The sequence below is a fragment of the Haloprofundus halophilus genome, assembly GCF_003439925.1.
GTDB lineage: Archaea > Halobacteriota > Halobacteria > Halobacteriales > Haloferacaceae > Haloprofundus > Haloprofundus halophilus.
The window spans coordinates 1882634-1898473 of the sequence record NZ_QQRR01000001.1 but is presented as its reverse complement, the minus strand read 5'-3'; the positions used below and the strand labels follow the sequence as shown (position 1 = coordinate 1898473).

General features: G+C 65.8%; 13 protein-coding genes and 1 rRNA gene. 3 read left to right on the top strand and 11 right to left on the bottom strand.

All coding sequences use genetic code 11. From position 1 onward, the window contains the following. Positions 1-86, bottom strand: a 16S ribosomal RNA gene (locus DV709_RS09540); the annotation flags it as partial. Positions 87-860: 774 nt separating this feature from the next. Next, positions 861-1169, bottom strand: coding sequence for a non-histone chromosomal MC1 family protein (locus DV709_RS09535; RefSeq protein ID WP_117593992.1), 309 nt, complete (start codon positions 1167-1169; stop codon positions 861-863). 241 nt (positions 1170-1410) lie between these two features. Between DV709_RS09535 and DV709_RS09530 the strand changes: the two genes are divergently transcribed. After that, positions 1411-1608, top strand: coding sequence for an AbrB/MazE/SpoVT family DNA-binding domain-containing protein (locus DV709_RS09530; RefSeq protein WP_117593990.1), 198 nt, complete (start codon positions 1411-1413; stop codon positions 1606-1608). 81 nt (positions 1609-1689) lie between these two features. Continuing rightward, positions 1690-2745, top strand: coding sequence for a quinone-dependent dihydroorotate dehydrogenase (locus DV709_RS09525; protein ID WP_117593988.1), 1056 nt, complete (start codon positions 1690-1692; stop codon positions 2743-2745). A 26-nt stretch (positions 2746-2771) separates the two neighbouring features. On the opposite strand, the gene DV709_RS09520 is transcribed toward DV709_RS09525, so the two are convergent. Then, positions 2772-3551 carry a formate/nitrite transporter family protein gene (locus DV709_RS09520; RefSeq protein ID WP_117593986.1) on the bottom strand — a complete coding sequence of 260 codons (780 nt, stop codon included), beginning with the start codon at positions 3549-3551 and terminating at the stop codon, positions 2772-2774. A 134-nt stretch (positions 3552-3685) separates the two neighbouring features. Continuing rightward, positions 3686-6277: a valine--tRNA ligase gene (locus DV709_RS09515; protein WP_117593984.1), complete on the bottom strand. Its 2592-nt coding sequence runs from the start codon at positions 6275-6277 to the stop codon at positions 3686-3688. Positions 6278-6401: 124 nt separating this feature from the next. Between DV709_RS09515 and DV709_RS09510 the strand changes: the two genes are divergently transcribed. Further along, complete coding sequence (locus DV709_RS09510) at positions 6402-6851, top strand: pyridoxamine 5'-phosphate oxidase family protein (protein WP_117593982.1); 450 nt, start codon at positions 6402-6404, stop codon at positions 6849-6851. A 98-nt stretch (positions 6852-6949) separates the two neighbouring features. Here the strand turns inward: DV709_RS09510 and DV709_RS09505 are convergent, their stop codons facing one another. The 7 genes from DV709_RS09505 to DV709_RS09470 all read right to left on the bottom strand — a co-directional run bounded on the left by DV709_RS09505 (position 6950) and on the right by DV709_RS09470 (position 15839). Beyond that, positions 6950-8206 (bottom strand): trans-sulfuration enzyme family protein, encoded by a 1257-nt coding sequence (locus DV709_RS09505; protein ID WP_117594219.1) that lies wholly within the window; start codon positions 8204-8206, stop codon positions 6950-6952. Between the two features lie 249 nt (positions 8207-8455). Further along, a complete protein-coding gene (pheT, locus tag DV709_RS09500) occupies positions 8456-10243 on the bottom strand; it encodes a phenylalanine--tRNA ligase subunit beta (protein ID WP_117593980.1) in 1788 nt (595 codons plus the stop codon). Further along, a complete protein-coding gene (pheS, locus tag DV709_RS09495; RefSeq protein WP_117593978.1) occupies positions 10243-11745 on the bottom strand; it encodes a phenylalanine--tRNA ligase subunit alpha in 1503 nt (500 codons plus the stop codon). Before pheS ends, pheT begins: the two co-directional genes overlap by 1 nt. 441 nt (positions 11746-12186) lie before the next feature. Continuing rightward, positions 12187-12891, bottom strand: coding sequence for an ABC transporter ATP-binding protein (locus DV709_RS09490; RefSeq protein WP_117594217.1), 705 nt, complete (start codon positions 12889-12891; stop codon positions 12187-12189). Positions 12892-13132: 241 nt separating this feature from the next. Continuing rightward, positions 13133-13888: an ABC transporter ATP-binding protein gene (locus tag DV709_RS09480; protein WP_117593976.1), complete on the bottom strand. Its 756-nt coding sequence runs from the start codon at positions 13886-13888 to the stop codon at positions 13133-13135. Further along, positions 13885-14928: a branched-chain amino acid ABC transporter permease gene (locus tag DV709_RS09475; protein ID WP_117593974.1), complete on the bottom strand. Its 1044-nt coding sequence runs from the start codon at positions 14926-14928 to the stop codon at positions 13885-13887. The genes DV709_RS09480 and DV709_RS09475 overlap by 4 nt, the downstream gene beginning before the upstream one ends. Beyond that, positions 14925-15839: a branched-chain amino acid ABC transporter permease gene (locus DV709_RS09470; RefSeq protein WP_117593972.1), complete on the bottom strand. Its 915-nt coding sequence runs from the start codon at positions 15837-15839 to the stop codon at positions 14925-14927. The genes DV709_RS09475 and DV709_RS09470 overlap by 4 nt, the downstream gene beginning before the upstream one ends. Position 15840 lies beyond the last annotated feature (1 nt).

The following is a 15840-nucleotide window of genomic DNA, read 5'->3' as shown; positions in this document are numbered from 1 at the left end:
CTATCCGCTACGAGTCTGAACTCGTACAACTAGCATGGCTAAATCGGACCCCGATAGCAATGACCTCCGGCAGGATCAACCGGAATGTTCCTGACCCGAATGGGTCAGGGGGTGGCGGGATTTGCTCCCTGACGGGAGCGAATCACCGTTATAGGTATTGCATGGTCCGAGTTCGATGACGGGACCGTCGGTCGGTCGGGTGTCACCGAACTACGTTGGCTCACATCAGATTCCGTCTGTACGGCGGACCGCAGGGGCGGAATCCTCATTTCCTTCGGACCTGAGTCAAAGCGATTCGCGGGTATAAACCCGTCGGATTCGCTTCGACCAGTCCACGATTGATGGCCGAGTTGAACGGCCTCGCAATCGCATCGTGTCTTGTCTTTCCGCATTACCTCCGAATGCCCTGATACACTTAAGGGCATCGGATGCCGGTCGTCGCCGAATCGATATCCGGCGACGACCTGAGCGTACTTCGACGTGAACGCCCTTAGCATATAAGGGCGTCGTCTCGGGACTGCCACAGGGTTCGTGCAGAGCACGACTTCGGGGCAACCCCGGCCGCCCTGTCGGGGGCGACCTTCGCATTACCGGCAACGGCAGGGTCACATAAAAGACCGTCGAACCGAGTGCTCCCCGTCATGCGGTTTCACACCGCGAGAGAGTCAGAGACACGCGAGAGTGTCGAACGGCGACGTGACTCCGAAAGGAGTGTCGCACGGCAGGAGGTCGACCGGTCATCCCACGCATCGCACGTGCGGTCTGGTCGAGTGGTAGCCGCGCAGTTGTGCCTCTGAGCACGCGATAAAAAATCCTGTCGGAGAGCAGCGGCTTCAAAAGATGTCCGGACGGCGAATCTCCTACTCTTCGATGTGTTCGATGCCCTTCTTCGAGACGTTCGCCTCGGTGATGTCGTCGGGCATCCAGTCGGGTTTGTTGTCGGGTGCGGTCTCGTTCCACGCCCACCCGTCGTAGATGTGGACCTTGTCCGTCCCCTTCTCTCGGAGCCGGAGCTCGGTCCGGTCGGCGTCCTCCTCGGAACTCCCCGGTTCGAGCCGCCTCGCGGCCTTCAACGCCGCTTGTCGGGGGGTGTTACCCGAGAACACGCTCGACTCTGTTCCACTCGTATCTCGAAGGGCAAAATTGCGTTTACCGTCTTCACGTACCATGGTTTTCTGTTCTCCATGGCAACCGAACGCACGGTCCGATATAAATATATCGGCTAAATGAGCACTATCCGACGAAACTGTTAAATATTATCCCCGAGCGTGCTGGCGATTAGTGGCGGGTCGACCATCGTCGTCGCCGAATACTCCGCCTCTGTGTCGTGTTTTCCGCTCGCGCGCACGCGAGGCGCGGTGAGACAACACTTATGTATATCCTACGGCGAAGTTCGAGTAGACAACCGCGATGGTTCGGAAAAAGAAGCTCAGCCCGAGTGGTGCCAAAGACGAAAACGGCGAATACCACAACGTACACGTGAACCTCCACGAAGACGAACTCGCGGTCGCTGGTCTCGAGATCGGTGACGAAGTGTTCGTCCGCGTCCGCGACAACAAGATCATCATCCAGAAAGCCGACCCGGACGAAGTAGAACACGACTTCTGAGAGCGTCCAATTCTCGATGAGCCCACCCGTCGAGCGACGCGTCCGGCGGATTAATGCGCCAGCGTCGACAGGGTACGCACGATGCGACTGTACGACGCGACGAAACCGGCGCTGTTCACGCTGCCGCCCGAGACGGCCCACCGAACCACCCACCGTTTGCTCCGCGCCGTACAACACACCCGAGTGGAGGACGCTCTCGCGCGTCGGTACACCGTCGACGACGCCCGTCTGCGCGTGGATCTGTTCGACGAGTCGTTCCCCAACCCCGTCGGCGTCGCCGCCGGATTCGACAAGAACGCCGAGATTCCCTCGGTTCTCGCCGCCCTCGGCTTCGGCCACGTCGAGGTCGGCGGCGTCACCGCCGAGCGCCAACCCGGCAACCCCCGCCCGCGGATGTTTCGTCTCCCCGAGGACCGGGCCATCGTCAACCGGATGGGCTTCAACAACCACGGGGCCAACGCGGTGGGCGAGCGACTCGAATCGGGAGAACTCCCGGACGTACCCGTCGGCATCAACATCGGGAAGTCGAAGTCGACGCCGCTCACCGAGGCGGCCGACGACTATCTGTACACCTACGAACGCGTCGCCGACGCGGGCGACTACTTCGTTGTCAACGTCTCCAGTCCGAACACGCCCGGACTCCGTGACCTCCAGAACCGCGAGTCCCTGGAGCGTATCCTCGGCGGACTCGCGGACGCCGGCGCGTCGCCGCTGCTCGTCAAACTCTCCCCGGACTTGCCGGAACCGGCTATCGAAGAGGCGCTCGCCGTCGTCGACGACCTGTCCCTCGACGGTGTCGTCGCCACCAACACGACGACGGAGCGACCCGCCTCGCTGCGGAACCCGAACCGGGCCGAGCGCGGCGGCCTCTCCGGGAAACCCATCGAGAACCGCGCGACGAAGATGATACGGTTCGTCGCTCGCCGAACCAGTGTTCCAATAATCGGCGTCGGCGGCGTCTCCGATGCGGAGGGGGCCTACGAGAAGATACGCGCTGGCGCGAGTCTCGTCCAGTTGTACACGGCGCTCGTCTACGAGGGGCCGAGCGTCGCCTGCGACATCAACGCAGGGCTGCTGGAGTTGCTGGAGCGCGACGGTTTCGACAGCGTCGAAGCGGCCGTCGGCGTCGACCACTGAAGGAGCAGCGCCGCGCGGCGTCCGATTCAGTCGCCGGCCTCGCGCGCGCCTCTCACCTGCGCGACGTGGGTGAGGGTGACGAGTCCGAGTCCGCCCACGAGGTTACCCGCCGTGACCACGGCCGTGGTCGCCGCCAGCGCACCGAGGCCGATATCGACGCCGAAGAACATGCCGAACAGCACGTGCAGCACGGTGACGATGACGTGGTCGAAGGGGCCCAAAGCCAACAGGACGCCGACGATGTAGGCCAGGGAGATACGGCTTCCGACGCTGTTGACGCCCTGTAGGAGAAACGACAGCAGGGTCACGAGCGCGCCGCCGGTGAACGCTTTCACGAACTCGGCGACCGTCCCGCGGTGGATTATCTCCTCGGCGACTGTGCTCAGCGCCTCCGCCGAGCCCGCCGGCAGCGCGCCGTCGACGGAGAGGAGGAACACGAACGGGGCACCGCCGACGAGGTTGAACGTGAACGTGACGACCCACAGCCGAAGGAGCGGCCCGATAAGCCACGAGTCGGGGTCGAGGGCCGCCTTCGCCGCGGGGTCGAAGAAGTTCTCGTTGAACAGTTCTGCCCGTCCGACGATGAGGAACACGAGGCCGACGCCGAAGGCGAGCGCGCCGGCGAGGTGGCCGAGCCCCGGTCCGACCGCCGCGCGGACGATGCCGAGCGCGGCCAGGCCGAAGACGATGGTGAACCCGGCGATGAAACTCGTCGAGACGAGTTCGAGCAACGACTGGTCGAGGCGTCGGGCGCCCTCTTCGGCCGCCCGGTCGAAAATCTCGTCGGGAGCGGGAGCGACGGTCACACGTTCACAGTCGTCGGACGGCAGGAAAAAAGTGAGGTGAGGTTCTGCGCGCTCCGACACCGAAAGAAGCGGCGGGGACAGAAACGGGAGTGAAACGGGAGCGAAACCGGATGCGAGAGCGAGACGCGACCGACTCAGTTCCGCACGATGACGATTGCGTCGCCCGCTTCGAGCATCTCGCCCTCCCCGGTGTACCGGCGCTCGCGGTCGACCTCGAACATCTCCGAGTCGAGTTCGAGCCCCGCGACCGAGAGCGAGTTCTCGCCGAGTTCGTACTCGCCGGCTTCCAGTCCGGCTTCGATATCCGGAACCTGACTGCCGTACTCGGGGCCGACGACGGAGTAGTCGAGGTCGATGCCCGTCACGACGGACTCGATTTCGGGTTCTTCTTCGAGCGTCGACAGCGACTCGACGTGCATCACCCGCTGTATCTCCTCCTCGAAGCCGGCGACGTTACCGTACACGTCGACGGTGTCGATGGACGCGTTCAGCGACAACTGCGCGTCGCTCTTGTACTTGCGTAGCGCGCCGACGACGGCCATCGCCGTCTCGCCGGCCTCGTGGTCGGCGTCGAGGCCGAGCGGTTCGGGCCACTCGGTGTTGTGGACGCTGCGGTCGTCGTACATCTCGCGCCACAGTTCCTCGGCGATGTGCGCGAGGAACGGAGCGAACAGCTTCAGGAAGCGTCGGTGCGCCGTCTGGAGCGCGTACGCCGCCGACTCGTCGTCGCGCTCTTTGGCGATTTCGAGGTAGTCGTCGCAGAACGTGTGCCAGAAGAAGCTCCGGAGGTGATCTCGGGCCTTCGAGAACTCCCGGGCTTCGAGCTTCTCGGTGACGAATCGGACGGTGTCGTCCATCTCCGCGAGCAGCCAGCGGTCGATGGCCCGCAGGTCGTCGGGCTCGTCGAGTCGCTCGTCGGGGGTGAGGCTGTCGACGAGCTTCGAGGCGTTCCACAGCTTCCGCAGGAGCTTCTCGCCCGCGACGATGCCCTTCTCGTTGTACGGCAGGTCGTCGCCGACGGCGCTGCCGGCGGCCCAGTAGCGCGCGGCGTCGACGGGGTACTCGTCGAGCACCTCGTCGGGCGAGACGATGTTGCCCAGGGATTTGGACATCTTCACGCGGTTCTCGTCGAGCACCATCCCGTTGATCATCACCGAGTCGAACGGCACTTCGCCGGTGTGCTCGTAACACTTGACGACGGTGTGGAACAGCCAGAAGGAGATGATGTCGTGGCCCTGCGGGCGCACGTCGAACGGATATATCTCGGGTCGCTCCATCGCGTACTCTTCGCTCTCGGCGTCCCAGTCCCAGCCGGCGTTGATGAGCGGCGTCAGCGAGGAGGTGGCCCACGTGTCGAACACGTCGTCCTCGGCAACGAACTCGTCGTGGCCGCACTCCGAACAAGCGTCGACCGGGGGGTCGTCCGACAGCGGGTCGACCGGCAGGTCCTCCTTGCGGGCGATGACCTCGTGGTCGCACTCCGCGCAGTACCAGACGGGGAACGGAATCCCCGAGGAGCGCTGTCGGGAGATGGACCAGTCCCACTGCAGTCCCTCTATCCAGTTCTTATATCGAGTAAACATCTTCTCGGGGAACCACTCCATCTGGCGGCCCGCCTCCAGATACTCGTCGGTCTTGTCGAGCAGTTTGATGTACCACTGCTCGGTGACGAGGAACTCGACGCTCGTCCCGCAGCGCTCGTGGACGTTCACGACGTGGGTGATGCTGCGGCGGTCCAGAAGGACGCCCGCGTCGTCGAGGTCCGAGACGATAGCCTCGCGGGCCTCGTCGCGGTCGAGGCCGGCGTACTCGTCGGCCACCTCGGTCAGCGTGCCGGACTCGTCGATGGCGATGCGGAGGTCGAGGTCGTGCGCCTGGTACCACTCGATGTCGTTCTGGTCGCCGAACGTACAGCACATGACGATGCCCGACCCCGTCTCCATGTCGACGCGGTCGTCGGCGATGATCGGGACGGACTGACCGAACAGCGGAATCGTCGCCTCCTCGCCGACGAGGTGCTGGTTGTCGTCGTCGTCGGGGTGGACGAAGACGGCGACACAGGCCGGGAGGAGTTCCGGCCGCGTCGTCGAGATGACGAACGACTCGTCGGAGTCGGTCACCTCGAACTCGATGTCGTGGAAGTGACTCGGCTGTTCGTCGTCCTCCGTTTCGACCTGCGAAATCGCCGTCTCGCACTCGGGACACCAGATGGCGGGGGCGCGCTGGCGGTACTCGCGGCCCTGTTCGTACAGTTCGATGAAGGAGAGCTGCGAGGCGCGCTGGACGCGCGGCTCGATGGTCCGGTAGGTCCGGTCCCAGTCGATGGAGATGCCGAGCGCCTGCATCTTCTCGGTGAACTCCGACTCGTACTCGGCGCAGACCTCGCGGCAGAGCTGTTGGAACTCGCGGCGCTCGTAATCCTGGTGTCGGATACCGAGTTCGTCCTCGGTCAGTCGCTCGGAGGCGATGCCGTTGTCGTCGTAGCCGAACGGGAAGAAGATGTTCTCGCCGCGCATCCGCTCGAAGCGGGCGACGAAGTCCTGTAGCGTGAAGCCGTACACGTGGCCCCAGTGGAGACTCCCCGACACCGTCGGCGGCGGCGAGTCGATGGAGAAGACCGTATCCCCGTCTACCGCGGCGTCGTCGTAGTCGTACGTCTCCTCGTCGAGCCACCGCTCCTGCCACTTTCGTTCCGTGGCCTCCGGGTCGTATGCTCCACTGGGCATTCTCGTCGGAGTCTACTCCCCGGACCGCTGTTAAACGCCTCGGTTGGCAGACGGAAATCCCGGCCGCGCGGGGCCGAGACGGACGCGACCGGATTGTTTTGTGTTGCCACGACGTACGCACGGTATGCAGGGAATCCGCTGGGTGCAACTGAGCGCCGACGAACTGAACGAGTTCCTCGGGTCCGGGGGTACAGGCGTCATCTCCTTCGGCGAGGGAGTCGACGAGTCGCCGTTCACCGTTCCGGTGTCGTACGGGTACGACGCGGAGACGCGGAGCTTCTACTTTCGGCTCTCGTTCCGACCGGAGAGCACAAAGGAGGAGGTCGTCGACAGGCCCGTCACGTTCGTCGCGCACGCCCAGACCGACGATGGCTGGCGAAGCGCCGTGGCGACCGGCACGCTCGAAGACGTGACCGAGGCGTCCTACGAGTCGAGCGCCGTCCAGGGGTTGTGGGCGGTCGAGATTCCGGAAGTGGACATCTTCGAGCGGCCGCCGGAGGAGATCACGTTCAGGGAGTACCGCCTCGACCCGAAAACGCTCACGGGGCGAAAAGAGGTCGGAACCGACGAGTGACCACGGGAAAGCGAAGCGGGAAATCGAGACGGGAGAACGAAACGGGAAAGCGAGACGGGAGAACGAAGCGAGAGAGCGAAACGGCGAAGCGAACCGAGTTAGTCGTCGTCCGACGTCGCCGCCGCGTCGCTTCCCGCCGTCGAGTGTGACGCCAGCGCCGCGAATCCGGCCTCCAAGTCCGAGACGAGGTCGTCGACGTGCTCGACGCCGACCGAGATTCGAATCAGCGAGTTCGAGATGCCGAGTTCGTCGCGTTCGGCCTGCGACAGCGGCGAGTGAGTCATCGTCGCCGGGTGTTCAACGAGCGACTCCACGCCGCCCAAGCTCACCGCCAGCGAGAACTCCGAGAGGTGGCCGAGGAACTCGGCGGTGCCGTCGAGGTCCGCGTCCAGTTCCACCGAGAGCACGCCGCCGTAGCCCGACATCTGCCGATTCGCCAGCTCGTGCTGCGGGTGGCTCTCCAGGCCGGGGTAGTGAACCGCCCGAACGCGGTCGTGGTCCTCCAAGAACTCGGCGACTTCCATCGCGTTCTCGTTGTGCTGGCGCATCCGCAGCGGGAGCGTCTTCGTCCCCCGCAACACGAGATACGAGTCGAACGGCGAGAGCATGTTCCCCATACCGACGCGCTGGAGGAACGCGATCTCCTCCGAGAGGTCCGGACAGTCGGTGACGGCCGCCCCGCCCAGCGAGTCGCTGTGACCGTTCAGGTACTTGGTCGTGCTGTGGACGACCACGTCGGCGCCGAGTTCCAGCGGGTTCTGACACGCCGGACTGAGGAAGGTGTTGTCGACGCCGAGAAGCGCGCCGTGTTCGCGCGCAACCTCGACGATGGCTTCGATGTCGCAGAGACGCAGGAGGGGATTCGTCGGCGTCTCCATCCAGACCAACGTGGTTTCCTCGCGCATCGCGTCTGCGACGGCGTCGACCTCGCGGGCGTCGACGAACGACACGTCGACGTGGAGGCGTTCCTCGAACAGTCGAGTCAGCATCGTGCGCGTCCCGCCGTAGAGGTCGTCGAAGGCGACGACGTGGTCGCCGGGTTCGACGGCGGCCATCACCGTGGCGACGATGGCCGCGGTACCGGAGGCGAAGGCGAACCCGTGTTCGCCGCCTTCGAGCGCCGCCAACCGGTGTTCGAGCGCGTTCCGCGTGGGGTTCGAGAGCCGCGAGTAGAGGAACTGCCCCTCGTCGGGGTCCAGATCTTCGAGTCCCACGTCGGGGTTGATGTCGGAAATCTCGTACGTCGAACTCAGGTGGAGGGGGACGACGACGTCCTCGACGCCCTCGGCGGGGCGCTGGTCGCGTTCGCCGTAGGTCACCGACAACGTCTCGAACTGTTTTTCGTGAGGGTTCATGACGACTCGATGTGCGACAATCAGCCACATATACCCTTCGGAGCCTGACATTCCCAAGAAGAATAACGCAAAAATAGATATTCTTTCGAGTTATTTGTGTTCAGCCGAAGAGAATCGAGGTCGGATATACGGCAGACGCTGCGAGAACGAAGAGAGCGGAGAGAGCGGAGAGAGAGAACGAAGGGAGAACGAAGAGAGGAGAGAGAGAACGAAGGGAGAACGAAGAGAGGAAACGGAGATGTGAACGGCTTACTCCAGCGCCGCCAACTCGAACTCGAACGCGACGACGGGCAGTTCGAGGTCGTGTTCGACGAGCACCTCGGGGTGCACTTCGCCGACGACACCGACTTCCTCGCCGTCGACGACGACGGCGGCGGTCCGCCCGTCGATGAACGACGGGTGTTCGGCCGCGGGCGTCGCCAGTTCGACGCCGAAGTCGCGGCAGAGCGCCTGCAGTTTGGCTTTCGCGTCCTCGTACGTCGCGTCGTGGCGAGCGAGCACGCCCGCGACGCGGTGGCTCTCGGCGACGCCGGTGTTCTCCTCGCTATCCTCGTGGGCGACGAAGCCGACTTCCGAGAGGTCCTGCGGGTACGCGCGGTGCGTGTTGTTCTCCAACACCGTCATCAGCGACGGCAGCGCCCACGTCCGCAGCATCGTGTAGTCCTCGCTGTAGGGTTCGACGATGCGGACCGGCGGCGTCGCGCCGAGTGGGGTCTCGGCGTCGCTCTCCGAGTCGGATTCGATGCTCATCCGGTCGTAGTTCGTCGCCTCGTCGGTCATGTGGAAGTTGAGCATGTCCTCGAAGCCGAGGCCGACGAGTCGCTCGCGCACCGCGCGTTCGAGGTCCGAGCGCTCGTGGCGGCCGCCGACGGTCCCCACGTCGGGGTAGCGCGGTTCGAGCGTGTTGAACCCGTAGGCGCGGCCCACGTCGTCGACGAGGTCCACCGGGTGAAGCACGTCGACGCGGTACGGGGGAATCTCGACGTCGTAGCTCATCTCCTCGCCGAGATTCGTGGTGGCGTCCAGTCCGGAGCGCTCGAACAGGTCGACGACCGCCTCGAACTCCAGCTCAGTTCCCAAGAGCGTCTCGATGCGGTCGTGCTTCACGGTCTTGGTGTCGACGTCGAAGTCGGGGCGGACGAGCGTTCCGTCCGGCGTCTCGACTTCCACCTGCTCGACGGTCCCGCCGCGCGCCGACAGCGCGTAGCAGATGATGTTGCACATCTTGTCGATGGTCCACTGGTCGGTGCCGGTGAGTTCGACCAGCAGGTCGGTCGAGTCCTCGTCGACCTCGGTGCGGCGGCCGTTGATGACCGGCGGGAACGAGAAGAGACCGAGTTCGTCGTAGATAGCCGGGTAGCGCTCGTAGTCGGCGACGATGTCGGCGTACTTCTCGCCGGTCGGGTGCCGTTCGAGCACCTCGGCGGGCGTCAGTTCGGCGTCCGAATCGAGCGGGACGAACCGTTCGCCGTCGGGGTCGACCCCGCGGTAGGTGATGGAGTTCCCCCTCGTCGACGGACTCGACTCGCGCCGCTCGTTCACCTCCTCCGGGCCGCTGTCGGCTCCGACGTCGCGCTCGCCGAGGTTCGCCCCCTTCAACATCACCAGATCGTGGATGCCGATGGCGCCTTTGGCGCGCTTTCGACCCATCGTCGCGTGGAGTTTCTCCTGCAGTTGGATGAGCGAGTCGAGGGCGTCCGCGTCGAGGTCGACGCCGCGGACGACCGCGCCCGTCACGTACGGCCGCTGCTCGGGCACCGACTCGTCGACCTCGATGGTCCAGTCCGGCGCGTTCGTCTGCGGGACGTACACGCCGCGGTCGTCGCCGTACTGGTAGCGGAGCGACCGGGCGACGCCCTCGACCGAGAGGCGGTCGAGGCGGTCCGGACCGAACTCGAACTGGAGCAGGCCGTCCTCGGTCTCGCCCTCGTACTCGAGTCCGAGCGCGAACAGGTCCTCTTTGAACTCGTCGTCGGATTTCTCCTCGTGGCCGGTCAACCGGCGAAGTTCGTCGGTGTCTACGTCTACGACTGGCATTAGCGAATCACCTCCGCGTTCCGCAGGAAGTCGAGGTCGGCGAGCGTTCCGTGCAGGTCTCGGATGTCTTCGGCGCCCGTGACGAGCATGGCGAGACGTTCGAGCGCGAGCCCCCACGCCATCACGTCGCAGTCGACGCCGAGCGGTTCGAGCACTTCGGGACGGAACACGCCCGAGTTGCCGATTTCGATGAGTTCGCCCGTCGTCGGGTGGCGGCCGAACAGCTCGAAGCTCGGCTCCGTGTAGGGGTTGTAGTGCGGCTTGAACTGGACGTCCGTGATGCCGAACTGGCGGTAGAACTCCTCGAACGTCCCCATCAGGTCGCGCACCGAGAGGTCTTCGGCCATCACCCACCCCTCTATCTGGAAGAATTCGAGCAAGTGGGTCGCGTCCAAGGTATCGTTGCGGTACACCTTCTCGACGGAGAAGTACCGCTGCGGCGGTTCGAGGTCGCCCTCGGCGTAGCCCGAGAGGTAGCGCATCGACAGCGACGTGGTGTGTCCCCGGAGGTCGATTTCGCGCGCGACGTCCTCGGTCCACGGCGAGTGGTAGCCGTCGCCGTCGTCGCCGACGCCCTCGCGGTGCGCCGACTCGACGCGGTCGAGGAGGTCTTCGGGAATCTCCTTCATCGGCGGCACGTCGAGGGCGAACTGGTCCCAGTGGGTGCGCGCCGGGTGGTCCTGCGGCATGAACAGGCAGTCGTTGATCCAGAACTCCGCGTCGGCGTGCGGCCCCTCCATCTCCTGGAAGCCCATGCCGACGAGCGTGTCTTTGACGCGTTCGGCGGTCTGGCGGAGGACGTGGACCTTCCCGCCGCGCTCCTCGGGCGCGTCGGCTTCGACGTTGTACTCGGTGAACTCCACGTCGCGCCACTCGCCCGACGTGAGCAGTTCGGGAGTCAGGCGGTCGACCGTCTCGGCGACCTCCACGCCTTCCATCATCGCGGTGACGCCGTCGTCGGTGAGCGAGACGGAGCGAACCGTCGACTCGTCTCTATCGACGAGGCCGCGGCGGTCGAGTTCGTCGAGCGTCGCCTCGTCGTCGACCCTCTCGCCGGCGGCGAGGGCGGCCAGCGCGTTCGCTTCAGCGTCGGCGTCGGGGTCCGCGTCGGCGTCGACGACCAACTCGCCGCTGTCGATGCGGCCGTAACCCTTCCGCGCGAAGTTCGACAGCGCGATGTCGACCTCGGGGCCTTCGAGGCCCGACGCGCCGACGACCTGTCCCATCGGCACCGCGCCGTCGGCACCGCCCGCGTCGACGGCGGCGCGGTAGAGGCGAACCTCGGGGAGGCCCGCCTCGACGTACTGTTCTCCTTCGTCGGTGAGCGTCGTCGTCGTCTCCGTCCGCTCGTCGATGGCGACGAGGCCGTCGTCGCGCAGGTCGAAGGCGGCGCGCGTCACCGCCTCCGGCTTGAGTCCTGTCTCGTCGGCGAGTTCGCCGACGGGCTTTTCGTCCGTACTCGCGGCTTCCAACACCGCGACCTGTGATTCCGGGAGTCGCATACTGAGTGCTGATTGTCGTGGACACCGTTTGCCCGCCTGTTAGCAGTTCCGAACGCGCTTCGTCCGTCGGCGGTCCACCGCCGGTCGGCGGAAAGCCGGCGGATGGTCGGCGAACGGCCGACGAACGACCGGCCGACGCGAGCGGTTTCGTCGCCGCCGACGCCCTCGCGCCGGCGGGGAGTCCGCCGCTCTCAGGCGGCCGTAAAGAAGAAACCGAACCCGCGAAGCGACTGCGCTGGGCGTCTCCTCTGTCCGAGTCGGGGTTCGGATACCATGTGCGAGAGGTTGTGACACCCGAGTAAAAGCGTTGCGAGGTCGACGGGAGAGCGGCGTGGTCGACGGGTGAGCGGTGTGGTCGACAGGAGAGCGGTGTAGTCGACGTGAGAGCGACGGGAGAGTGCCCGCGAGCGGCGCGAACGTATCCGCGAGCGACGGGTCGAATCAGCCGCCGAGGAACTGGCGGCGGACCTCCTCGTCGTTCAGCAGCGCGTCGCCGGCGTCCTCGTAGCGGTTCTCGCCGCTCGCGAGCACGTAACCGCGGTCACAGCGCCGTAGCGCCTCCTTCGCGTTCTGCTCGACCATCAGCACGGCCGTCCCCGCCTCGTTGACCGCGTCGATGCGGTCGAACATCTCGTCGACGAGGTCCGGCGCGAGACCGGCCGAGGGTTCGTCCAACAGGAGGAGATCCGGGTCGAGCATCAGCGCACAGCCCATCGCGAGCATCTGCTGCTGTCCGCCGGAGAGCGCGCCCGCGGTCTCGTCGAGGCGGTCGGCGAGAACCGGAAACCGGTCGAACACGGCCTTGCGGCGCTCCTCCGGCGTGCCGTCGAGGATGTACGCGCCGATTCGGAGGTTCTCCGCGACGGTGAGCGAGGGGAAGACGTTCGCGGTCTGCGGGACGTAGCTCAACCCCTGACGGATGACGGTTTCGGGCGGGAGTTCCGCGATGTCGGCGCCGTCGAACGTGATCGAGCCGCCCATCCGGTCGGCGATGCCGAAGATAGCCTTCATCGCCGTAGACTTACCGGCGCCGTTCGGACCGACGACGGCGACGTACTCGCCGGAGTCGACCCGGAGGTCGATTCCCGACAACACCTGCAGGTCGCCGTAGCCGGCGTCGAGATTCGAGACGTCGAGCAGGCTCACGCCGCCACCCCCGTCGGCCGTCGGTCGGTGTTCAGCTGTCGGTCGGTGTTCGGCCGTCGGTCGGTGTTCGGCCGTCGGTCGGTGTTCGGCCGTCGGTCGGTGTTCGGCCGTCGGTCGTTTCCCGGCTGCCGGTCGGTAACCGACCGGCGGCCGCCAGTTCGGCTGTTCGTCCAGCGACCGGTGACGCAGCGCCGGCACGGACGAATCGTCGTACTGTCGTCTGTATCGTGTTCCTGCATGCTCACTCTCCAAGGTAGGCGTCGATGACGCGCTCGTCGGACAGCACCGCTTCGGGCTCCCCCTCAACGAGGAGGCTCCCCTGCTGTAGGACGACGAGGCGGTCGACGAGTTCGGTCAGCGTCTCGAGTTCGTGTTCGATGACGACGACGGTCATCCCCTCGTCGTTGAGGTCGCGGATTCGGTCCGCAATCTCGCGGGTCAGCGTGGGGTTGACCCCCGCGAACGGTTCGTCCAGCAGGAGCAGGTCCGGTTCGAGCATCAGCACCCGAGCCAGCTCCAGCAGTTTTCGCTGGCCGCCGGAGAGGTTGCTGCTGTACTCGTCGGCGAGGTGGCCGAGTTCGAACGCCTCGATGAGTTCGTCCGCGCGCTCGCGGACCTGACGCTCGCGCTCCCGCATCGAGTCGGTGTGCAGGAGGGCGGGGACGGTGCGTTCGCCCGGTTGGTCGGGCGCAGCGAGGCGTACGTTGTCCCGGACGGTCATCGTCTCCAGTTCCCGCGTGAGCTGGAAGGTGCGGACCATGCCGGCTCGGGCCAGGAGCTCCGGCGAGTCGCCGGTCACGTCCTCGCCGTTCAGAGTGACGCGACCGCTGTCGGGCGCTACGACGCCGCTCACGCAGTTGAAGAACGTCGACTTGCCGGCGCCGTTCGGTCCCATCACCCCGACGAGTTCCCCTCGGTCGACCGACAGTGACAGTTCGTCGAGCGCGCGAAGGCCGCCGAACTCCTTGACGAGACCGTCGGCACGGAGCAGGCTCACGAGTCCACCCCCAGCTCTCTGGCGTCGCCCCAGATGCCGGCCGGCCGGTAGCGGATGATCGCCACCAGAATCAGTCCGATTACGACGAGGCGAACGGAGGCGAACGCGTCGGCGGAGAGGGGCGCGACGTCGAGAGCGAAGCGCGACACCAGACGGAGACCCATGATGACCGCGAGCCCCGCCAACACCGCGCGGTGGTTCGACGCGCCGCCGAGCAGCATCCCGATCCACACTGTCACCGTCACGTTGATAGTGAAGAAGCCGGGCGAGATCGCGCCGGTGTAGAGCGCGAACAGACCGCCGGCGAACCCCGCGAGCGCGGCGCCGTAGACGAACGCCTGCATCTTGTAGGTGAACACGGACTTCCCGACCGAGCGGGTGACGAGTTCGTCGGCGCGGATCGCCCGCAACACCCGGCCGTACGGCGCCTCGGTCAACCGAGTCACCAGAGCGAACGCGAACGCGGTGATGCCGCCGAACAGCAGCAGCGTGGCCACGAGCGTGGTGTCGCCGTCGCCGGCGAGGTCCGCAATCGGCTGCGGAACGCCGAGAATGCCCGTGTCGCCCCCGAAGATTCCCCGGAAGTTGGCGAACAGCGTGTGGAAGATCTCCGCAGTCGCCAGCGTGACGATGGCCAGAAAGTCGTCGCGCAGTCGGAGTGAAGTGGCCCCGACGGTCGCGCCGAGGAGCGCCGCGACGAGGACGCCGGCCACCAGCGCCAGCGGCCACGGGTAGCCCAAACTGAGGCCGGCGAAGGAGTCCTGCGCGGACAGCATCGCGACGGTGTACGCGCCGACGGCGAAGAACACCACGTGGCCGAAGTTGACCAGCCCGGTGTGGCCGTACTGGAGGTCGAGTCCCAGCACCAACATCCCGTACACGACGAAGAGGATGCCGACCTCGAAGAAGACGTACAACACGCCGGGTACCGACGCCACCAGCGGCGTCAGCGCGAACAGCGCGGCCAGCAGAACGCAGCCGGCACCGAACAGGAACGCCCGCCCGGAGTCGTCCTCGGGGAGGCGGTCGGCGAGGCTCACGCCTCCCGCACCTCCTGGCCCGCGATGCCGCTCGGCTTGACGAGCAGGACGACTATGAGAATCAGGAACGCCACCGCCGAGGAGATACCGGTCATCCCCGTGGGGAGAAACGCAACGGAGAGCGCCAGAACCAGTCCGATGATGTAGGAACCGGCGATCGCGCCGTAAACGCTCCCGGCGCCGCCGAGGATGGCTGCCGACAGGATCTGCAGAATGTAACTGAAGCCCGTGTCGGCGTTGACGTTGGTCTGGATGCCGACGAGCACGCCCGCAAGCGCCGCGAGCACCCCGGCCAGTATCCAGACGCTGTCTCGAATCCGTTGGGTGTCGATGCCGCGGACCCGCGCGAGGCTCTCATTGTCCCCCATCGCGCGCATGGCGATGCCGACGTCGGTTCGTGTCAACAGCGCGTGGAGCGCGAGGAAGACGACGAGCGCGCTCACGACGACGACGAGTTGCTGGGAGGTGACGAACACGTCGCCCAGGAGGTTCACCGGGCCGACCGGAAGCTCCGGCAGGCCGTCGAACCGGTAGGTCGTGGTCTCGGTGTCGAAGTAGCGAGCGCTCCGGCCGGCCGAGAGGCGGATGGCGTTTCGAAGCGCCAGTCCGAGACCGATAGACGTCAGCAGCATCGGCACCGGGCCGGTGTCGTTGATCGGCGTGAAGAACGCGCGAGCAAGGACGAGGCTGACGAGACCGCCGCCCGCCATCGCCACGACCGCCGCGACCGGCAGCGGCAGCGGGAGCACACCGACGGTGAGGATGGCGATGAACGCGCCGACGGTGAGATACTCGCCGTAGGCGAAGTTGATCATGTTCACGATACCGTATATTAGCGTGAATCCGATGGCGGCGATGGCGATGTACGAGCCCGTAACCAGGCCGAAGACGAGGTTCTGTGCGAGCCCCATA